We start from the raw sequence: 20177 nt of genomic DNA, 5'->3' as shown, positions 1-20177 counted from the left end.
ATTAGGGTTGAACTGTCCCGGATGCCGGTGCGGATCCGGACCCTTCAAGGCTAGGCGTATTTGTAAGGAGCGGCGTGACACCCAGCGAGACCGGCCGACCGGCCGACCGTCGCTTGCTTGCCTTCCATGCCCACCCGGATGACGAGTCCAGCAAGGGCGCGGCCACGTACTCGCGGCTGACCGACGACGGTGTGCATGTGCTGGTGGTGAGCGCCACCGGCGGCGAAGCCGGCGACATCCTCAACGCCGGGCTCGAACACTCCCACCCGTCCGATTTCCGGATGGCGCAGCGCGACATGGCTGGCCTGCGCCGGCACGAACTGCAGCGCGCCAGGGACGTTGTCGGCTTCGATCATCGTTGGCTCGGCTACACCGACTCCGGAATGCCCGAGGACGGCATCATCCGCTCGGACAGTTTCGCGTCCATCCCGATCGAGATCTCCGCCGAGCCGCTGGTGCGCATCATCCGTGAGTTCCGGCCGCAGGTTCTGGTCACCTACGACGAGAACGGCGGATACCCGCATCCGGACCACATCCGCACCCACCAGGTGGGCGTCTTCGCGCTCGAAGCCGCCGCCGACCCGGCGCAGTACCCGGATGCCGGCGAACCGTGGCAGGTCTCGAAGCTGTACTACGACCGCATCTTCAACGCCTCACGCTTCCGCGCCATCCTCGCCGAAATCGAGCGACGCGACCCGGAATCGCCCAAGGTGGAGGAGCTGAAGGGCTACCTCGAGCGGGTCGGAGATCGACCTGACCTGGCGACGACCCACATCCACTGCGGAGACTACTTCGAGCGCCGCGACCAGGCACTGCGCGCGCACGCGAGCCAGGTGGCGCCGGACAGCACCTTCTTCTTCTGGCCCAACGACGTGCAGGCGGACGCCTGGCCGTACGAGGACTTCCAGTTGGTGCGCAGTCTCGTGCTCTCCGACCTCCCCGAAGACGACTTCTTTGCCGGCATTCCACTGAACTCGGAGCACCCATGACCGTCATCCAGCAGCTAGGGCTCGTCCTCCTCGCATCCGAGGAATTCGACCCGAACGATGTGACACCGACCTGGATCGGCTTCGCCATCACCTTCCTTGTCGCGGCCGCGACCGTCCTGCTCATCCTGGACATGACACGCCGGATGCGCCGGACCCGCTATCGGGGCGAGGTCAAGGAGAAACTCGAGGCCGAGCGGCTCGCCGCCGAGACGGGGGAGCACCCGGACGGCGGCCCCGACGGCGGAGCGCCCGATGAGCCGGTCGACCCCGACGTCACACCACGGGCGGGTTGACCGCCATCAGGAAAATGCCGGTCCAGTGGCAGAGGAACGCCAGCAGGGTCAGCGTGTGGAAGATCTCATGGAAGCCGAACTTACCCGGGAACGGGTTGGGCTTCTTCATCCCGTAGACGACCGCGCCGGCTGAATAGCAGATGCCACCGATGATGATGAGCGTCATCATCACCCAGTTGGCGGCGAAGAAATCGGCGATGAACATCACCGCAGCCCAGCCGAGCAGCAGGTACAGCAGCACGTAGAGCCAGCGCGGGGCGCCGATCCAGAACACACGGAACACGATGCCGAGCAGCGCGCCTGTCCAGACGAGGCTGAGCAGCAGCATCGCCTTCTCTTCCGGCAGTGCGAGCACGCTGATGGGCGTATACGAGCCGGCGATGAGGATGAAGATGTTGGCGTGATCGAAGCGCTTCAGCATACGCTTCGCCCGCTCGCCCCAGTTCAGGCGGTGGTACAGCGCAGAGACGCCGAAGAGCAGCATCGAGGAGAACACGAACACCGCCGAGCTCCATCTGGCTGCCGTACCGTCGGCCATGCCGATCAGGATGACGCCGAGCACGATGGTCAGCGGGAAGGTTGCCGCGTGGATCCACCCGCGCCAGGTCGGCTTGATCTCCACCGGGTGATCACGAGCGTCGTCAAGCAGCGGAACGTTGGGCAGGTCCTCGCCCGGATCGTTCTGGGTGCCCTGGTGGCGTGAATCGGCGGTCATTGCCAAAGACTATTGCGCGAGAGATAACGTCAAGCTGAGAGTCACTAGCGGCAATTGGTGCACTAGCGTAGGCACGTGCGAAAGCGGGAAGCGCAGTGGGGGCCCGGATTCCTCTATGGGCTCTATCAGCGACGGATCCGGCGCTGGCTCGCTGGCCAGCAGTTGCCGAAACACGTCGCGATGATCCTGGACGGTAATCGTCGTTGGGCCAGGCAGCGGGCACTGGAAACCGCCGGTCACGGTCACCGTGCCGGCGCGGCCAAGTTCCGCGAGTTCCTCGTCTGGTGCGACGACCTGGGCATCCAGGTCGCGACGCTCTACCTGCTGTCCACCGACAACCTGCAGGGCCGCACGAGCGACGAACTCGACGACCTGTTCGAGATCATCGCGGACCTCGCCGACGACCTGTCGCACTACCGGGACTGGCGGGTGCAGCATGTCGGCTCCACCGAAGGGTTGCCGCCCGCGCTGGTCGCCGCGTTGAAGGGCGCCGAGGAGCGCACCGCGAACAAGAACGGGCTGCACATCAACCTCGCCGTGGCATACGGTGGGCGACGCGAGATCGCCGATGCCATGCGCAGCATCGTGCGCAAGCAGGCGACGGAGGGCGGCACCCTCGACTCGCTCGCGGAGATCCTCACCCCCGAGCTCATCGGAGAGCACCTCTACACCGGGGGGCAGCCCGATCCGGATCTCGTCATCCGCACGTCGGGTGAGCAGCGCATCAGCGACTTCATGCTGTGGCAGAGCGCACACAGCGAGTTCTACTTCGTCGAGGCACTCGGCCCCGACCTGCGCGAGGTCGACTTCCTTCGCGCGCTACGCGATTTCGCAACCAGGCACCGCCGCTTCGGCCAGTAGTCGAAGGAGACGACCATGACCACAATTGACGAATACGCCGATCAGTTCGAGGAGGAGCCCGGCTACCTCGACTTCGCCCGAGTCGGGCCGATGGGACGCGCCGCCGCCGAGGAGGAGCAGGCGCACGTCGAGCTGCTGCGCCGGGCGCGCTTCGGCTCGATCGAGCGCTTCCTCGATGAGGACGCTCGCGTGCGGGAGGCCGTCGCGACCCTCACCGGGTTCCCCGCCGAGCAGGTGACTTTCCAGCCCAACACCAGCACGGGCCTCATGCATGCGATGTTCGGACTCACCGGCGGAGTGCTGCTCTCCGGCCGCGAGTTCCCGAGCCTGACGTTCGCAGCCGTCCGCGCATCCGAGGCCCTCGGCGTCGTGGTGCCGCAGTTCATCGAATGGGATGACGACGTGAACGCCGGCCGGGTCACCGCTGGCATCGTGAAGGAGCAACTCACCCCGAAGACTGTCGCGGTCGCCGTGAGCCTGGTCGACTACCGCACCGGCTACCTCGCCGACCTCGAGGGCATCCGCCAGGTCATCGGCGACCGGCTCCTCATCGTGGATGCCGTGCAGGGTTTCGGCGTCGTGGACGCGCCGTACGAAGTGGCCGACGTCATCGCGTCGGGCGGCCAGAAGTGGGTGCGCGCCGGCTGGGGCAACGGCTTTCTGGCGATGAGCGACCGGGCGCTCGAGCGGCTCACCCCGGTTTTCTCCGGGTTCGTCGTCGGCGAGGAGTTCCCGGATGGACCGGATATCCCGGCACCGCCATCCGGTATCGACGCGTTCCAGGTGACCCGCGGCAGCCCGGTAGCCCAAGCGCGGTTCGCGTCCGCGCTGGAATCGATCGCAGCGGTCGGCGTCGATACGGTCAACGAGCGCATCGCTGAGCGGGTCGATCGGGTGATCGAGGTGGCCGACGAGTTCGCCATTCCGGTGTCGTCGCCCCGTGACAGGCGCGAACGGGCGGGAATCGTGGTGCTCGAGCCCGCTCCCGACCAGCTGACGGCGCTTGCCGCGGCGCTCTTCAACCAGGGCCTCAGCGCAACCGTCCGCGACGGTCACGTTCGCCTCAGTGCCCACGTCAGCACGAGCGATGAGACGCTCGGAATGCTCCGGATGGCGCTCGCCGCATTCGCGACGTCGACCACGATCTGAACAGAAGGTTTCGTCGGGCGTGTCGCTGGACGCCCAGAACGCTCGGCACCGTAGCGTCAGTGACATCAGGTAGGGCACCTGGTCGAAGCGGCCACATAAGTTCGCTTGTCGATGCTAGTGGCCGTTGGATGAGTTCCGAGCGTGCAGCGCTCGGGAACGGAGTCGCAATTGGCCTCGAGCAACACCCCCAAGAAGTTGTCCGGCACGACCAAGGCGACGGGGGTGACAACGCCGCAGGCTGAGAAGACGTATGTGCTCGACACGTCGGTGCTGCTCTCCGATCCGCGCGCCATCTTCCGCTTCGCGGAGCATTCGGTCGTTCTGCCCGTCGTCGTCATCTCGGAACTCGAGGGCAAGCGACACGATCCGGAGATCGGATACTTCGCGCGCCAGGCACTCCGCATCCTCGATGACCTTCGGGTTGCCCACGAACGACTCGACTTCCCGATCACCGTGGGGGAGGGCGGGTCACTGCGGGTCGAACTGAATCACACGAGCATGGATGCGCTGCCGTCGGGGCTGAAGCTCGGCGACAACGACTCGCGCATCCTGGCGGTCGCGCTCAATCTGGCAAACGACGGGTTCGATGTCACGGTGGTCTCGAAGGACCTGCCGCTGCGGGTCAAGGCCGCGTCGGTCGGTCTCGCTGCCGAGGAGTACCGGGCCGAGTTGGCGGTGGACTCCGGGTTCTCCGGGATCGCCGAGATCGATCTCGGCTCCGCACAGGTCTCCGAGTTGTACGACAACGAGACTCTCGAGCTGCCGCAGGTCGCCGACCTGCCGGTCAACACCGGGCTCGTCATCCACTCCGACCGCGGCTCGGCGCTCGCGCGCGTCAGAGGCAAGGGCACGGTCCGGCTGGTGCGCGGTGACCGGGATGTGTTCGGGCTGCACGGTCGGTCCGCCGAGCAGCGGCTCGCCATCGACCTGCTGCTCGACCCGGAGCTGGGCATCGTCTCGCTCGGCGGGCGCGCGGGGACCGGAAAGTCGGCTCTCGCCTTGTGTGCCGGCCTCGAGGCGGTGCTCGAACGGCAGCAGCACCGGAAGATCATGGTGTTCCGCCCGCTCTACGCGGTTGGCGGGCAGGAGCTCGGCTACCTGCCGGGCGACGCCGCCGAGAAGATGAACCCGTGGGCCCAGGCGGTTTTCGACACCCTGGGCTCTGTGGTGTCCCAGAACGTGCTCGACGAGGTGCTTCACCGCGGGCTGCTCGAGGTGCTGCCGCTCACGCACATCCGGGGACGCTCGCTGCACGACGCGTTCGTGATCGTCGACGAGGCCCAGTCGCTTGAGCGCAACGTGCTGCTGACGGTGCTCAGCCGTGTCGGGCAGAACTCGCGGGTGGTGCTCACACACGACGTTGCACAGCGGGACAACCTGCGCGTCGGCAGGCACGACGGTGTCGCATCCGTCATCGAGACACTCAAGGGCCATTCGCTGTTCGGGCACATCACGCTCACCCGCTCGGAGCGCTCGGAGATCGCCTCACTCGTGACGCAGCTGCTCGAATCGAACGAATTGGCCTGAGTCAGCCGGGTGGTGCGCGGAGCTAATAAAGTCGAGTGGTGATCGCCCTGCCACTCGTCCTGCTCGTCAGCCTCGCGGTGCTGTTCCTCTGGGGGCTGTTCTGGCCGCGCGGTCAGTGGCGGGTGCTGGTCGCCTGGAGCTATCGCGACCCGCACGTCAACGAGCCGAGCGGGGCAGCGTTCGCCGTCTACCGCGCGATCGCCGGTGTCGGCGTTGTCGTGCTCGCGGTCAGCGGATTCGTCGCGTGGCAGTCGTATCAGGCCGCGCTGCCGGTGGAGGAGCCGCCGCCATCCGCCATGCAACGCATGTGGGGCGAGGAGCCGCTGGTCGTCAACCGGGTCGTCACCTCGGTCGGCGCCGCCTCGAACGACCTCGTCTACGTCGCGCCGATCGCGTACCAGAGCGTCGACGGCGAACGGCGGCAACCGCCGTACCTCTATTCGCTCGCAACGCTCGAGCTCCCGGAAGGCGACACCGCCGGCGGCATCATCGGTCGCCAACCGTCGCCGGGCTACGCAGCCCTCGACTTCGCGAACCTGGTGGTGCTCGTCGAGGGCGACCCGAACTGCATCCCGCGTCAGGCGGTGGTGGTCGAGAATGCCGAGTCCGTCGAGGTAGCCGTCTACTACGGCCGGCCGGACAACCCGGACGGCACCCCGAATGCGGATGGCATCGGCGCGTGCGAGCCGAACCCCCGCGATCGGGTGCCGCTGCTGCTGCCCATCCAACTCTCGGACGAACTGGACGGTCGCCTTGTCACCGCGATCGACGGTGAGGTGCTGCGCAAGGCGCCCGTCGTCACCGACTGACGGGCGCCTCGCGCGAAGACAACCGACCTAGTTGGGGTGGGTCATGCTGAGCACGTCGAGCAGCGAGTCGAGCTGTTCGATGCTGATCTCGCCGCGCTCCACGAAGCCGAGTTCGATGACCGACTCGCGCACCGTGATGCCCTTGGCGACGGCGTTCTTGGCGACCTTCGCGGCGGCCTCGTAGCCGATCACGCGGTTGAGCGGGGTGACGATCGACGGGCTCGACTCGGCGAGGGCGCGGGACCGTTCGAGGTTCGCCTCGAGGCCGGCGATGGTCTTGTCGGCGAGCACCACCGACGAGTTCGCGAGCAGCCGGATCGACTCGAGCAGCGCGGTTCCCATGACCGGGATCGCGACGTTCAGCTCGAAGGAGCCGCTCGCGCCCGCCCAGGCAACCGTCGCGTCGTTCCCGATCACGCGTGCACACACCATGAGCACAGCCTCCGGAATGACCGGGTTGACCTTGCCGGGCATGATCGACGAGCCGGGCTGCAGGTCGGGGATGTGCAGCTCAGCGAGACCGGTGTTCGGGCCCGAGCCCATCCAGCGCAGGTCGTTGTTGATCTTGGTGAGCGAGACGGCGAGAACGCGGAGTGCACCGGATGCCTCGACCAGCCCATCGCGGGCGCCCTGCGCCTCGAAGTGGTCGAGTGCCTCGGTGATCGGCAGGCCGCTGTCGTCGGCGAGCACCGCGATGACCTTCTGCGGGAAGCCCTTCGGGGTGTTGATGCCGGTGCCGACCGCGGTGCCGCCGAGCGGCACCTCCGCGACCCGGCCGATGGTGGACTGGACCCGCTCGATGCCGAGGCGAATCTGGCGTGCGTAGCCCGCGAACTCCTGGCCGAGGGTGACCGGGGTGGCGTCCATCAGGTGGGTGCGGCCGGCCTTCACCGCGTCGGCCCACAGCGCGGCCTTCTCGTCGAGCGCGCCGGCAAGGTGCTCCAGCGCCGGGATGAGGTCCCCGAGCAGCGCGCCGGTGACGGCGACGTGCACCGACGTGGGGAACACGTCGTTTGAGGACTGGGAGGCGTTCACGTGATCGTTCGGGTGCACCGTGCTGCCGAGCGAGGCGGATGCGAGGTTGGCGAGCACCTCGTTCATGTTCATGTTGGAGGAGGTGCCGCTGCCGGTCTGGTAGACGTCGATCGGGAACTGGTCAAGGTGCTCGCCCGCGATGATGCGGTCGGCTGCCGCGACGATGGCGTCAGCGATGGACGAGTCGATGATGCCCAGCTGCCCGTTGACAATCGCGGCCGCCCGCTTCACCCGCGCGAGCGCGATCACCTGCGCGGGCTCGAGACCCTTGCCCGAGATGGGGAAGTTCTCGACAGCGCGTTGCGTCTGCGCGGCGTAGAGGGCGCTCTTCGGGACGCGCACCTCACCCATCGTGTCATGCTCGATCCGGAACTCTGTGTCACTCACGGACTTCAACATCCTTTGCTGCTAGCGATGATCGGCTGCCGGCTCGCCGATGTCGCCGATGACGACATCCGGAACTGCCATGCCTTCGAGTAGGCGGTAGTTCGCGCCCACGATAGCCAGCGTACCCGCGGCGATTGCATCGCTCAGAAGCTCGGAGCCTCGCACGAGGTCGGCCACCGTGTCGCGGAGGTGCTCGCGGCCCACCTCGGTGGCATCCGGGCGGCCGTCACCGTTGCTCTTCACCCGGTTGACAGCGGGCAGAATCGGCTCGATCAGGTTCCGGATGTGCGGGGGCAGGTCGCGCGCATCCGGTTCCAGGCAGTCGATGGCCGCCCGGACAGCGCCGCATTCGTCATGACCGAGCACGACGATGAGGCGCACTCCGAGCACCTCGACCGCGTACTCGAGCGAGCCGAGCACAGAGTCGGAGATGATCTGCCCGGCGTTGCGCACGACGAAGATGTCGCCGAGGCCGAGGTCGAAGATGATCTCGGCAGCCAGCCGGGAGTCGCTGCAGCCGAAGAACGCGGCGTACGGTTCCTGCCGCCCGACGAGCTCTCCACGGCGTTCGACATTCTGCCGCGGATGGCGCGGTTTGCCACTGATGAAGCGCTGGTTTCCCTGCTTGAGCTCGTGCCAGGCCCTCGCTGGCGACGTATCGGGCATCAGTCGTTCCAGCCCAGCTGCTCTGCGATTGCGGTTGCGAGCACGTCGAACTCCTCATCGTCGGCGGTTCCGTGCAGAGCGAAGCTGTCGCCCTCGGTCGTGGTCATCGAGTACGCGAAGTTACCCGTGGGGTCGACGCTGCGGCGGTCGTACACGTCCCAGACGGTGCCGGCCACGCTGCGTTCGCCGGTTGCGCGATTTTCTTGCACTGCGTTCGCCAGCCAGGTCGCATTGGCGTCGACGCCTTGGCGCACCGCGATGAATTGGTTGTCCGGTGTGATGAAGCCGATGTACCAGCTGGCGATGTCGTCGGCACCGGTCTCGACGCGGGCGGAGTTCGCTGTCCACCCCTCGGGCAGGTCAGGGGCGGCGAGGTCGGCGCCGAGGCTCGCCTCTGCCTCGGCGGCGAGGTTCTGGTAGTCGATGGGCTCGCGGGGTTCCGGGTCGGGACGAACCACGACCAGCACGATCAGGATGACGATCGCGAGCGAGGCGAGCAGTGCGCCGATGAGGCCGTACAGGGTCTTGCTCTCTCGATGCGCGCGGGAGGACTCGGCCTTGCGCGCCGCGGCCTCCTCCGGCGTCTCCGGGCGTCCGAGCTCAGCGACGATCCGGGGTTGCTTCGGTCGGCTCATGTGCCTGGTTCCGCCGCTGCACGTGCGGCGTCGAGTCGGGCCTTGGCTCCGATGAGCCATTCCTCGCAGCGGCGCGCGAGCGCCTCGCCGCGCTCCCAGAGGGCGAGCGACTCCTCGAGTGTCGACGAGCCCTGCTCGAGCTGGGCGACGACTCGCACCAGCTCGTCGCGCGCCTGCTCATAGCTGAGGTTCGCGATGTCGTCGTTTGCTGTGTCCGCCACGAGATCAAGACTACCGAGCGTCGCCGTCACCGGCGTCAATGCCCGGATGCACACCGTCGACAGTTGTGTCCAGCTTGCCGTCGGCGAGGGTGAGGAGGAGTGCTGTGCCGGTGGGGGCGTCGGTTGCCGCCTTGAGCACGGAACCGTCGGGCAGTTGCGCGATCGCATAGCCGCGGTCCAGGGTGCGCTGGGGGGAGAGGGCGCGCAAGCCCGACACCAGTTCGGCGACCTGCAGCCAGGAGCGTTCGAGCAGGCGGTCGGTCAGTTCCGCTCCGCGTGCCACCCAGCGGGTGATCTCGTCCGCGCGGGTGTCGATGAGCCAACTGGTCGAGGCCAGCACCGGGCGCGAGCGCAATTGGGAGAGGCGGTCGATCTCGTGGTTGACGGTGTTGGTGACGCGCATGAGTACGCGTGCGCGCGCTTGCTGCACGCGGTTGAGCTCTTCGGCGACATCCGGCACGACTCGCTTGGCCGCATCTGTCGGCGTGGATGCCCGCAGATCAGCGACGTCGTCGAGCAGCGGGCGGTCGGCCTCGTGGCCGATCGCGCTCACGATGGGGGTGTTCGCTGCGGCTGCGGTGCGCACGAGCTTCTCGTCGCTGAAGACGAGCAGGTTCTGGAAGTCGCCGCCACCTCGCGCGACGATGATGACGTCGACATCGGGGTCAGCGTCCAGCCTGCGGATGGCGCTCGTCACCTCGGCGGCGGCGCGGTCGCCCTGGACCGCGGTGTGTACGACGCGGAAGGCAACCGACGGCCAGCGCAGCTGCGCGTTGCGCAGGACGTCCTTCTCGGCGTCGGAGTCCTTGCCGGTGATGAGGCCGATCACGCCGGGCAGGAACGGGAGGGGCTTCTTGCGGTCGGCGTCGAACAGCCCCTCCGCCTTGAGCGTCTGCCGGAGCCGCTCGAGCCGCTCGAGCAGGTCGCCGAGTCCGACGTGGCGCATGTCGAAGACCTGCATGGTCAGGGTGCCGCCCTTGACCCAGTAATTCGGCTTGACCAGGGCGATCACGCGGTCGCCCTGTGCGAGGTCGGCGGGGATCTTCGCCTTCACCGAGGACCAGATCGTGAAGCTGATGGTCGCGTCGGCGGTGAGGTCCTTGAGCTTGCCGTAGACGTTGCCGCCGGACACGCCCCACTGGGTGAGCTCGCCCTCGACCCAGACGGTGCCGAGGCGGTCGATCCAGCCCTTGATCTTGCTTGACAGCAGGGCAACGGGCCAGGGGGCGTCGACCGTCGCCGGACCGTGCACCTGGGAGGCGGGCTGGCCGGCCTGGGTCGCATCGGTCATGAATTCAGGCTAGGGGATCCCACCGACGCATCCGGTCACCGTCCCCAGCCCGTGCCCCTGTTATGCAGGGCATCCCCTGATGTGCAGGAGATAGTGCCGCCCGGTGGCGAGTTGTCGGGAATCCGGGCGCTTAGCGACCGGATGTCCTGCACAACATGGGTTCGGAGGTCTCGACAGGCTCGACCACCGAAAATGGGCCGACTGCGCCGCCGATTGTTGACCGCGCACCCTTTTGAATTGGCGCGCGGTCAACAAGCCGGCGCGCGGATGGCTGCCACTCAGTTCCGGGCGTACGCACTTCCGCCGTTCGCGCCCGCTCCGGACATTGTCAACTCATGGGCCGAATGGCACCGCGGATCGTTGGCCGCGCGTGGCGGAGTCGGCGGCGATTCTCAACCGAGCACGCACTGTAAACATCACTATCAGCACGACGACACCCAGAACCGTAGCTGTTCCAAGCCCCAGAACCGAAGGCGGATTGCCTTGGCCCACTATGCCGAACAGGTGGATGCTCGTGCCGACGGCCAGCACGGTACCGACGATTGCCGAGCCGACTATGACGTTCACCCATCTGAGCGCTCGCTTGGCGAGGATTTCGTGGGTGCGGAACATCGGCAGCAGAGCCCACGTGGCGACCAATCCCAGTTGCGCGCAGGCAATCCAGGCAATCACCAGCACCGCGTACGGCAACGCGAGGTAGGCCAGCTCGGGGAAGTACTGAGCGACGCCGAGGGCCAGCGGGATGATCGATACCTGGCAGATGTATCCGGCGAGGATGAGCGTGGCGATCACCACCCTGATCGCCGCGACAAGGTACCGATGCATACAGTGACTATCCATCCGGGTGCCACCGGATATCAAGAGGTTTGCAGGGGTCGGGTCCACCGCGACCGCAACCTTCCGCCCAAACGCGCCCGCTCCGGACATCCGCCCCCGGCGCACCGGGCGCGGTTGTCCGGAACAGGCGCGGCACGGTCACCTGGGCGCGGAAGTCCGAAACGGTGCACCAGGTCCCGACGAGCACCCGCCACCCGGATCCGGCACCCAGCGACCCGCCAACCCCCTCGATCTAGACTGGAGGCGTGACAATCACGAACGGCGCGGTCACTCTTCAGACCCCGCGGATGCCGATCCAACGTGGCCGACTGGCCAATGTCGCGGTCGACGGACCCAAAAAGGTGCTGCTCGCCGCCCCGCGCGGCTACTGCGCCGGGGTTGATCGTGCCGTCGTTGCCGTAGAGAAGGCGCTGGAGCACTACGGCGCTCCGGTGTACGTCCGCAAGCAGATCGTCCACAACGTCCACGTCGTCTCCACGCTCGAGCGGCAAGGGGCGATCTTCGTCGACGAGGTGGACCAGGTCCCCGAGGGCTCGCACGTGGTGTTCTCCGCGCACGGGGTCTCCCCGGCCGTGGTAGCCGGAGCGCAGGAGCGCAACCTGCAGGCGATCGACGCGACCTGCCCGCTCGTCACCAAGGTGCACCGTGAGGCGGTGCGCTTCGCGCGCGACGACTACCAGATCCTCCTCATCGGACACGCCGGCCACGAGGAGGTCGAGGGCACCATGGGTCACGCGCCCGAGCGCACCATCCTCGTCAACGGACCGGAAGATGTCGACACCGTCGAAGTTGACAACCCTGACCACGTCGTCTGGCTTTCGCAGACGACCCTGAGCGTGGACGAGACGATGGAGACGGTGCGCCGGCTGCGGGAGCGCTTCCCCAACCTGCAGGACCCGCCCAGCGACGACATCTGCTACGCGACCCAGAACCGCCAGGTGGCGATCAAGAAGGTCGCGGCGGAATCGGATGTCGTCATCGTCGTCGGTTCCTCCAACTCGTCGAACTCGGTGCGGCTCGTCGAAGTCGCGCTCGAGTACGGCGCCAAGGCCGCGTACCGCGTCGACTACGCGGATGAGATCCAGCAGGACTGGCTGGACGGCGCGCGCACCATCGGGGTCAGCTCTGGCGCATCCGTTCCGGAAGTCCTCGTGCGCGAGGTGCTCGACCAGCTGTCCGACGCGGGCTACAACGACGTCGCCGAGGTCGTCACCGCAGAGGAGGACCTGATGTTCTCCCTGCCCAAGGAACTCCGCAAGGACCTGAACGGCAAGCAGGACGAGCGCGCCCTCGGCGGGCGCACGCGCCGTCTCGACTGGCAGAAATGAGCACCGACAGGCAGCGTCCCGAGTTCGGGGAGTACGCGACCCCGGCTGAGCAGCAGGCCGCCATTCGCGCATCCGGGGGCCGGATGCCGGAGCCCGCCGCTCAGGAGGTGCACGAGGCGAAGTTGCCGATGACCCGCCCCGTGCTGCCGGAGGCCACTGGGGCAGGGCTGGCCAACCGCTTCTTCACTGTCATGCTGCTCGCGGTCGGCGTGATCAGCGTGTTCCAGTCGGCGCCCGGCTATCTCGCGCTCGGCGACACCGTGCAGACTCTGTACACGCAGCAGAGCATCGGCGACTACAAGCCGACCGAGCTGACCGCGGTGCTCGGCGTCGTTGCGCTGGTGCTGCACGGCCTCATCTGGGCAGCGACCGCCTATTTCGCGGTGAGGCTGCTTATGCGGGGCAAGCAGTCCTGGTGGGTTCCGCTTGTCGGTGCGGTGGTGGGGATCGTGGCGGTCTCCATCGTCATCTCGGTGCTGCTCCTCGGCGATCCGGCGTTCATCGACTACATCACGTCGGCCGCCGTACCGGGCTAGCCGTCCCGCGCACTGCCCGCTAGTAGCATGTGCTCGTGCAAGCTGGACGCGTGCGGGTAGCGGTGCCACCACGTGATTTCGCTGCCACCGTCAGCGCACGCTCGATTGTGCGCGCGGGTTGGGCGATTGCCGCGGTCTACCTGCTCGTGGCCGCCCTCATCGCGCTCGACCTCGCGGTGGCCGGATCGGACCCCACCGGCGCGATAGTGCCCGTGCTGACTCTCGCCGCGACCGCCGCAACCCTGTTCCTGCTCGTCCTACGCCCGAATCGCGCTGCCGGTTCGCTGTTCCTCGGCATCGGCACCGTCGCTAATTTCGTCTATCAGGTGTCCCTGCTGACCGCAGAGCCGGAGCTGGCGACCGATGGCGCCTACTTGCTGAATCGGTTGTCGTGCGCGCTGGTGCTGGTCGGCCCGATCGGGCCTCGGCTGATCTCCGGCATCAGGTGGTGCTCGGCCGGCTTCGCGCTCGGCGCGCTCTCCACCGTCGCGGCCGCGCTCACCGCCGGTACGCCGATCGCCTTCGGCAACGGCCCGCTGCTCACCTGGATCCTGTACCTCATCATCATCGTGGCGCTGGACCGCATCCGAGAATCGCAACCGGGCCGGGTGCCGAATCTCGAAGAACTGGAGGCGGAGACCGCTCGGCTCGCCGGGCAGCGGCAGCTCGAGGAGAAGGCCGCCGCCCTCGTTCATGACACCGTGCTGAACGACCTGAACGCGATTGCCGCATCGCACGGGAGGCTCGACCCGCGCGCTGCCGATCGCATCCGGAGCGACCTGGAGGCGCTCGCGGAGGCCAGCATCGCCAGCGAACCGACCGACGAGCACCCGAGCGACGGGTTGCGCGACGAGCTGCTCGCCGTCATCCGGGAGCTGCAGTGGCGCGGGCTGACTGTGGATGTGACCGGCGGCGACGCGGTGCACGTGCCGCTGACCAATGATGCCCTCGAGGCCACCGTTGGGGCGCTCACCGCGTGCCTCGACAATGTGCTCAAGCACGCCGGGGTGACCGAAGCGCAGGTCTACCTCGAGGCGAACGACGGCCGGCTGACCGTGATGGTGACGGATGACGGTGCGGGCTTCGACCCCCACGCGATTCCTGCCGACCGGCTCGGCATCCGCGGCTCGATCATCGGCCGGATCGAGGCTGCCGGCGGGCAGGTACGGCTCTGGTCCAGCCCGGGCAGCGGCACGTCGGTGATGATCGCGGTTCCGCTGGCGGAGGAGCGGGTGCCGGATGCGTGAGGAGTGGCGCCGGTCGCCGCACGAGGTGGACCCGCTGAGCTGGTTCACCGGACCGGTCGTCCCGCTCGTGTTCGCCGCTCTCGCCTGCGGGTACGGGCTGGTGACGATTGTCTCCGAGCTGGAGTCCACCCCGCGCGCGTGGCTGCAGCTCCTCGCGCTCGGCAGTTGCGTGGCCGCGTGCTCGCTCGTGTTCGTGATGACCCGACCGCAGCGGGGGGCGTTCACGCCGCGCCGGACCCTGGTGCCGCTCGCGTTCGCATGGGCGGGGCTGTTCCTCTCCGCGTTCGGCTACGTCGATGCCGAGATCCGGATCGAGCACTGGTGGACCAGCCTCATCGCCGCGTTCGCGCTCGCGTCGCTGACTCCCTATACGTCGGCCTACCGGATGCTGTGGATCGGCGGTACCACGACCCTCGTGACCGCCGCGGCCGGCGCGCTCGTGTACTCCGACCAGGACGGCGTCTGGCCGCCCGCGTCCCGACTGGTCATCGCGGCGGCGCCGCCGCTGATCGCCACCGTGGGCGGGGTGGTCTTCCAGCAGCAGTGCGTGCTGCGGGTGCTGCGCTGGGCGGGGCGGCGCTCGCGGTCGCCGATCTCGAGTCAGCTGCTCGGCGAGTCCGTGCGGTTGCGCCTGCTGCGCTCGGAGCTGACCGGCATCCGGATGCGCGTTGCCCCTGTGCTCGAGCGCGTCGCGGCGAGCGGGCAGGCAACGGAAGCGGACCGGGCCGAGGCGGCCGTGCTGGCGCGGGCGCTGCGCGAGGAGCTGGTGGAGCGGTCCAACCGCAGTTGGCTTGACTCGATCGCGCGCGGGCGCCGGATGACCGTCGTCGACCCGGAAAACCTGGCCGACCTGATGACGCCGTACCAGCGCGCTGCGCTGCACGGGCTGGTGCGCGCGGTGCTGGACGACCCGAGCCTTGACCGCCCGCAGCTCATGATCGAGCTGCGGGACGAAGTGGACGGCAGCGTCGCTGTCGCGATGAGCATCGACGTGCACCTGCCGGAGGGGCGACGCGTGACCCTGCTCGCACCGCACTACCTGACCCTGAAGACCGCGGTGCACGACCTCAGCTGGCAGGGAGGCGAACGCATCCGGTTGCGGTTCCGGGTGTCCCCCGACGACTGACGCCGTGCCGCTCCTAGTTGAACGCCGCGCCGGTTTGTTGACCGCGCGCCGGATTAAGCCCGCGCGCGGTCAACAAACGGCGGCGCGGTTAGCCCGAGCAGCGCGTCCGGCCGACAGTGCCCGGCCCGCGAGCGACCGGCTCAGCCGATCGACTGGCCCGCTGAACCGAGGTGCTGGGTCGACTCCACCACACGCCGCGCCATCGCCGACTCGGCGACCTTCCCCCACGCGCGCGGGTCGTAGATCTTCTTGCTGCCCACCTCGCCGTCGATCTTGAACACGCTGTCGTAGTTCTTCAGCATGTAGTCGGCGATCGAGCTAGTGAACGCGTACTGGGTGTCGGTGTCGATGTTCATCTTGATGACGCCGTTGCGCACCGCGGTTGCGATCTCCTCGTCGCTCGAGCCGGAACCGCCGTGGAACACCAGATCGAGTGGATTGGTGCCGTTGCCGTACTTCTTGGCAATACCCTGCTGGATCTCACCGAGGATTTCCGGGCGCAGCTTGACGTTCCCCGGCTTGTACACGCCGTGCACGTTGCCGAAGGTCAGCGCCGCCATGTACCGCCCGTTCTCGCCGAGACCGAGTGCCTCGACCATGACCTCGGCATCCTCGAGCGTCGTGTAGAGCTTCTCGTTGATCTCATGGCTGACGCCGTCCTCCTCGCCGCCGACCACACCGATCTCGACCTCGAGGATCGAGTTGATGTTCTTCATCCGGGGCAGCAGGTCCCTCGCGATCTGCACGTTCTCCTCGAGCGGCACTGCGGAGCCGTCCCACATGTGCGACTGGAAGATCGGGTTGCCGCCGGCGCGTACCTGCTCCTCGGATGCCTGGATCAGCGGCATCACGAACCCGTCAAGGGCGTCCTTCGGGCAGTGGTCGGTGTGCAGCGCGATCTTGATCGGATAGTTCTTGGCGGCCTCGGTGGCGAATGCGGCGAACGCGAGAGCGCCGGATGCGCGGGCCTTGACGCTCTGGCCGGCGAAGTAGTCGGCGCCACCGGTCGAGACCTGGATGATGCCGTCGGAACCGGCTTCGGCGAGGCCCTGGAGCACCGCGTTGACGGTCTGGGATGACGAGACATTGAATGCCGGGTAGGCGAATCCGTTGGACTTGGCCTTGTCGAGCATTTCGGCGTACTGATCCGGTGTGGCGACGGGCATTGCATCTCCTTCTACGCAGACGGTCGTGCCCCGAGTCTATTGAGTGGTCATGGTGAGAGCACTGGGCGCATGCTGTAAAGCGCGCTCAACTTGCCTCTCGGCGAAAGTTACTGAGTTCTTTCGGGCGCTCTGCCCGTGAGGAACCCGCAATCTGTCAATAGGGTTGCCGTGTGAGCGCAGATACAGCCGACAAGATCAAACAGCCCGACCGCAACCTCGCCATGGAGTTGGTGCGCGCGACAGAAGCGGCGTCGATCCGCGCCTGGCCGTACATCGGCAAGGGAGACAAGCTCGCGGCGGACGGTGCCGCGGTGGATGCGATGCGCAAGTTCCTCGGCACGGTCGAGTTCGACGGTCTGATCGTGATCGGCGAGGGCGAGAAGGACAAGGCGCCGATGCTGTTCAACGGCGAGCTCGTCGGCAACGGCGAGGGCCCGGCGTGCGACATCGCGGTCGACCCGATCGACGGGACGTCGCTCACCGCGGCGGGGCGACAGAACGCGCTGTCGGTGCTCGCGGTCTCCGAGCGCGGGACGATGCTGGATGCGTCATCCGTGTTCTACATGGACAAGATCGTCACCGGGCCGGAAGGGCACGGTGTCATCGACATCGACCAGTCGATCGGGGACAACATCCGGGAGCTGGCGAAAGCCAAGGGCAAGGAGCCGAGCGACATTATCGTCGCCGTGCTGGACCGGCCCCGCCATATCGGGCTGATCGATGAGATTCGTGCTGCCGGCGCCGGCACCCGGCTCATGTTGGACGGCGATGTGGCCGGTGGCATCAACGCGGCACGCTACGGGTCCCGCATCGACCTGTGCGTCGGCATCGGCGGCAGCCCCGAGGGCATCACGACCGCGTGCGCGATCAAGGCGCTTGGTGGTTTCATGCAGGGGCGCCTCGCGCCGGGCGACGACGCTGAGCGGCAGCGCGCGATCGCGGCCGGACTGGATGTCGACGCGAAGCTCAGCCTGGACGACATGGTCAAGGGCAACAACACCTTCTTCGTCGCGACAGGCGTCACCAACGGTGAGCTGGTCGCGGGCGTGCAGCGCAAGGGGCCGATCATCCACACCGAGAGCATCATCCTGCGCTCGAAGTCGGGCACCATCCGTCGGGTTTCGGCGGATCACCTGGTCTCGAAGTGGTTGGACGAGTAGGCCGCTAGCGCTGCGGATGCGCCTGCCACGAGACCCTCGCGCGGGTGCACCTTCCGCGCGCTCGTCGAATTCGACCCGCGCGCGACTCAGGCGTGGTCGGTCGTTGCGGTCCGCGCGTAGGACGTTCCGGATGGCGTGCGCTCGAGCAGCCGGGCATCCACGAGGTAGCGCCTCAGGGTTGCGAAGTCGTCCGTCAGCTCCGCAAGCCGTTCGTTGACCTCGGATTCGGTGAGCACCTCATCCGGTGCCACTGCCGTTCCAACCGCCCAGCGCAGCACCTCCAGGCGCTCCGTGGGACGTGCCGGGTACTGGGCGATCCGCCCGTCGACGACGAACCGGTCGACCCCTGCCTTACGCGGTTGGGCGGCTTCGGCAAGCAGGTCGGCGAAGACTGTCGGGTTGGTGCGTGGGGTTCCGGATGCGTCGGGCTCGATCAGTCCGGCTGTCGCCAGTGTTCGGATGGCCCTGTCGCGCTTGGCGACACTTGGCGCTGCCGTTTCCGCGGCGACCAGTTCCGCGTAGACGCGCCTGGCATCCGGATTCGCGAGGGCGGCAGCTACACGCCTCCACTGATTCGACATGCCTTCGATCGTAGGCGGGCACCATCCGCCCAAGCGCGCCTCGTGCGGACACCCGCGCCGGGCGCACCTGGCCCGAATGTCCGGAACGGGCGCGGGGGAGCGGAAGGACCGCGGATGTCCGGAACGGGCGCGTATGGTGCATCCGGGGTTGGCGGGGTGTGAGCGCGGCCCGATTGTGCGAGAGCACCGGATATTGCACGCGCTCTCGCACATTCGCGCGGCGTTCGCCGGCCGCGGTCAGTCCGCCGCGTCGGCAGCGCCCACCGCGGTCAGCTCGAACGCGGTCAGCTCGCGCGGCGCTTCCTCGATGCCGGTGAGGGTGCCGAGCACTCGCGACTCGTCCAGCGCGCTGAGCTTGCGAGCGCTCGGCAGCACCTGGCGCTCCATCGAGCCGACGAACGCGTTGTAGTCCTTGACGCTGCGCTCGATCGAACGCCCCAGCTTCTCGATGTGGTCGGACAGCCGGGACAGGCGTCCGTACAGTTCGCGGCTGAGGTCGAACAGCAGCTTGGCATCCTCGGTCAGCACGTTCTGCTGCCAACTGAACGCCACCGTCTTCAGCACCGACCACAGCGTCACCGGCGACGCGAGGGCGACGCGCTTGCCGAACGCGTAGTCCATGATCGCCGGGTCGGCTTCCATCGCGCTCGACACCAGCGACTCGCTCGGGATGAACGCGATCACCAGCTCGGGCGACGCATCCAGCCCCGCGTAGTACGCCTTGCTGGCCAGCGCGTCGATGTGCGACCGCATCGCCTTGACGTGCTGACCGAGCAGCGCCTCCCGCTTGGCGCCCTCGTCGCCGGTCGCGGTCACCGGGATCTGGCTCGCCTCCAGGTAGGCGTTGAACGGCACCTTCGCGTCAACTGCGATGTTCTTGCCTCCGGGCAGGTGCACGACCATGTCGGGGCGGCCGACCCCGGCATCCGAACTCACCTGCGACTGCACGTCGAAGTCGACCCGCTCGATCAGCCCGGCCGCCTGCACGACGTTCCGCAGCTGCGTCTCGCCCCACACGCCGCGCGTGCTGTTGCTCTTGAGCGCGGATGCGAGCGCCTCGGCGGTGCTGCGCAGTCGCTCCTCCGACTCGGTCGCCGACTTCAGCTGCTGCGACAGCTCGCCGTGCTGGCGCTCCCGCTGAGTCTCGAGCTCGGTGACCTTGTGCTGCATGGTGCGCAGGGTCTCCTGCACCGGGGTCAGCAGCTGCAGCACCTTGCTCTCGGCGCGCTCGCGCTCCGCCTGCGCCTGCTGCTCGGCACGCTGCCGCTCGGCCAGCTCCCGCTGCTGGGTCTGGAGGGACACCACCTGCTCGCGCAACGCATCCGCGGTCGCCTGCACCGACGCCAGCTCGCTGCCGAGGGCGGCCTGCGCGGCCAGCTCCTGCGCGCGGAGCTCGGCCAGCGCCGCCTGGTGCTGCGCCTGGAGCACCGCCGGGTCGGCACCGTTGGCAGTGCCGGCCGAGCGCGAGCGCACCACCAGTGCGCCGACGACCGTGCCGATTGCGAGTCCGACGACGAGTCCGAGGAGAAGAGCGATGATCGGGTCCATGGACCCAGTGTCTCAGCGGCCTCGGACATCGGCGGTCACATCCGTCGGCGTGCGGCGTCCTAAAGTTGGC

21 protein-coding genes are annotated in these 20177 nt (G+C 67.7%); 11 read left to right on the top strand and 10 right to left on the bottom strand.

From position 1 onward, the window contains the following. Window positions 1-74 precede the first annotated feature (74 nt). Window positions 75-989, top strand: coding sequence for a mycothiol conjugate amidase Mca (mca, locus tag IRG63_RS01440; RefSeq protein ID WP_193508992.1), 915 nt, complete (start codon window positions 75-77; stop codon window positions 987-989). Continuing rightward, window positions 986-1282 carry a hypothetical protein gene (locus tag IRG63_RS01435; protein ID WP_168628088.1) on the top strand — a complete coding sequence of 99 codons (297 nt, stop codon included), beginning with the start codon at window positions 986-988 and terminating at the stop codon, window positions 1280-1282. The genes mca and IRG63_RS01435 overlap by 4 nt, the downstream gene beginning before the upstream one ends. Here IRG63_RS01435 and IRG63_RS01430 read toward each other — a convergent pair. After that, on the bottom strand, window positions 1263-1997 hold the full coding sequence (locus tag IRG63_RS01430) for a hemolysin III family protein (RefSeq protein WP_193508990.1): 735 nt from the start codon (window positions 1995-1997) through the stop codon (window positions 1263-1265). The two genes, IRG63_RS01435 and IRG63_RS01430, sit on opposite strands and share 20 nt — an antisense overlap. Before the next feature lie 75 nt (window positions 1998-2072). Between IRG63_RS01430 and IRG63_RS01425 the strand changes: the two genes are divergently transcribed. The 4 genes from IRG63_RS01425 to IRG63_RS01410 all read left to right on the top strand — a co-directional run bounded on the left by IRG63_RS01425 (window position 2073) and on the right by IRG63_RS01410 (window position 6343). Next, the gene (locus tag IRG63_RS01425; RefSeq protein WP_168628086.1) at window positions 2073-2858 is read left to right on the top strand and encodes an isoprenyl transferase; all 786 of its coding nucleotides are present in this window, start codon (window positions 2073-2075) and stop codon (window positions 2856-2858) included. A gap of 15 nt (window positions 2859-2873) precedes the next feature. Beyond that, window positions 2874-4007 carry an aminotransferase class V-fold PLP-dependent enzyme gene (locus IRG63_RS01420; protein WP_168628085.1) on the top strand — a complete coding sequence of 378 codons (1134 nt, stop codon included), beginning with the start codon at window positions 2874-2876 and terminating at the stop codon, window positions 4005-4007. Between the two features lie 195 nt (window positions 4008-4202). Then, entirely contained in the window at window positions 4203-5534 is a 1332-nt protein-coding gene (locus tag IRG63_RS01415; RefSeq protein WP_227411771.1) for a PhoH family protein, read from the top strand. 38 nt (window positions 5535-5572) lie between these two features. Then, on the top strand, window positions 5573-6343 hold the full coding sequence (locus IRG63_RS01410) for a hypothetical protein (RefSeq protein ID WP_193508987.1): 771 nt from the start codon (window positions 5573-5575) through the stop codon (window positions 6341-6343). A 27-nt stretch (window positions 6344-6370) separates the two neighbouring features. Here the strand turns inward: IRG63_RS01410 and IRG63_RS01405 are convergent, their stop codons facing one another. The 6 genes from IRG63_RS01405 to IRG63_RS01380 all read right to left on the bottom strand — a co-directional run bounded on the left by IRG63_RS01405 (window position 6371) and on the right by IRG63_RS01380 (window position 11403). Continuing rightward, on the bottom strand, window positions 6371-7777 hold the full coding sequence (locus tag IRG63_RS01405) for a class II fumarate hydratase (protein ID WP_168628083.1): 1407 nt from the start codon (window positions 7775-7777) through the stop codon (window positions 6371-6373). A 9-nt stretch (window positions 7778-7786) separates the two neighbouring features. Then, window positions 7787-8431, bottom strand: coding sequence for a carbonic anhydrase (locus tag IRG63_RS01400; protein ID WP_168628082.1), 645 nt, complete (start codon window positions 8429-8431; stop codon window positions 7787-7789). Next, complete coding sequence (locus IRG63_RS01395; RefSeq protein ID WP_193508986.1) at window positions 8431-9066, bottom strand: DUF4245 domain-containing protein; 636 nt, start codon at window positions 9064-9066, stop codon at window positions 8431-8433. Before IRG63_RS01395 ends, IRG63_RS01400 begins: the two co-directional genes overlap by 1 nt. Beyond that, on the bottom strand, window positions 9063-9287 hold the full coding sequence (locus tag IRG63_RS01390) for an exodeoxyribonuclease VII small subunit (protein ID WP_193508984.1): 225 nt from the start codon (window positions 9285-9287) through the stop codon (window positions 9063-9065). Before IRG63_RS01390 ends, IRG63_RS01395 begins: the two co-directional genes overlap by 4 nt. A 10-nt stretch (window positions 9288-9297) precedes the next feature. Next, on the bottom strand, window positions 9298-10578 hold the full coding sequence (gene xseA, locus IRG63_RS01385; RefSeq protein ID WP_193508983.1) for an exodeoxyribonuclease VII large subunit: 1281 nt from the start codon (window positions 10576-10578) through the stop codon (window positions 9298-9300). Window positions 10579-10911: 333 nt separating this feature from the next. Then, window positions 10912-11403 carry a DUF2975 domain-containing protein gene (locus IRG63_RS01380; RefSeq protein ID WP_193508982.1) on the bottom strand — a complete coding sequence of 164 codons (492 nt, stop codon included), beginning with the start codon at window positions 11401-11403 and terminating at the stop codon, window positions 10912-10914. A gap of 299 nt (window positions 11404-11702) precedes the next feature. Here IRG63_RS01380 and IRG63_RS01375 point away from each other — a divergent pair, with 299 nt between their 5' ends. From IRG63_RS01375 to IRG63_RS01360, 4 genes are read left to right on the top strand one after another with little or no spacing between them, the layout of a single operon-like run. Next, entirely contained in the window at window positions 11703-12743 is a 1041-nt protein-coding gene (locus tag IRG63_RS01375; RefSeq protein ID WP_168628165.1) for a 4-hydroxy-3-methylbut-2-enyl diphosphate reductase, read from the top strand. Next, window positions 12740-13279, top strand: a complete 540-nt coding sequence (locus IRG63_RS01370) for a DUF6264 family protein (protein WP_193508981.1) — start codon at window positions 12740-12742, stop codon at window positions 13277-13279. Before IRG63_RS01375 ends, IRG63_RS01370 begins: the two co-directional genes overlap by 4 nt. Window positions 13280-13314: 35 nt before the next feature. Beyond that, window positions 13315-14526 carry a sensor histidine kinase gene (locus IRG63_RS01365; RefSeq protein WP_193508980.1) on the top strand — a complete coding sequence of 404 codons (1212 nt, stop codon included), beginning with the start codon at window positions 13315-13317 and terminating at the stop codon, window positions 14524-14526. Then, the gene (locus tag IRG63_RS01360; protein ID WP_168628076.1) at window positions 14519-15652 is read left to right on the top strand and encodes a hypothetical protein; all 1134 of its coding nucleotides are present in this window, start codon (window positions 14519-14521) and stop codon (window positions 15650-15652) included. Before IRG63_RS01365 ends, IRG63_RS01360 begins: the two co-directional genes overlap by 8 nt. Window positions 15653-15792: 140 nt before the next feature. On the opposite strand, the gene fbaA is transcribed toward IRG63_RS01360, so the two are convergent. Next, the gene (gene fbaA, locus IRG63_RS01355) at window positions 15793-16818 is read right to left on the bottom strand and encodes a class II fructose-bisphosphate aldolase (RefSeq protein WP_193508979.1); all 1026 of its coding nucleotides are present in this window, start codon (window positions 16816-16818) and stop codon (window positions 15793-15795) included. Between the two features lie 221 nt (window positions 16819-17039). Here fbaA and glpX point away from each other — a divergent pair, with 221 nt between their 5' ends. Continuing rightward, complete coding sequence (gene glpX / locus IRG63_RS01350) at window positions 17040-17978, top strand: class II fructose-bisphosphatase (protein ID WP_168628164.1); 939 nt, start codon at window positions 17040-17042, stop codon at window positions 17976-17978. An 86-nt stretch (window positions 17979-18064) separates the two neighbouring features. Here the strand turns inward: glpX and IRG63_RS01345 are convergent, their stop codons facing one another. Both IRG63_RS01345 and IRG63_RS01340 read right to left on the bottom strand, forming a co-directional pair. After that, window positions 18065-18559, bottom strand: coding sequence for a DUF2087 domain-containing protein (locus IRG63_RS01345; RefSeq protein ID WP_193508978.1), 495 nt, complete (start codon window positions 18557-18559; stop codon window positions 18065-18067). Window positions 18560-18796: 237 nt separating this feature from the next. Then, a complete protein-coding gene (locus IRG63_RS01340; protein WP_168628073.1) occupies window positions 18797-20107 on the bottom strand; it encodes a DNA recombination protein RmuC in 1311 nt (436 codons plus the stop codon). Between the last annotated feature and the right edge of the window lie 70 nt (window positions 20108-20177).

Origin of the sequence: Cryobacterium sp. BB736, from assembly GCF_014980265.1 — a bacterium.
Taxonomy (GTDB): domain Bacteria; phylum Actinomycetota; class Actinomycetes; order Actinomycetales; family Microbacteriaceae; genus Terrimesophilobacter.
This window is presented reverse-complemented; position numbering and strand designations above follow the sequence as displayed.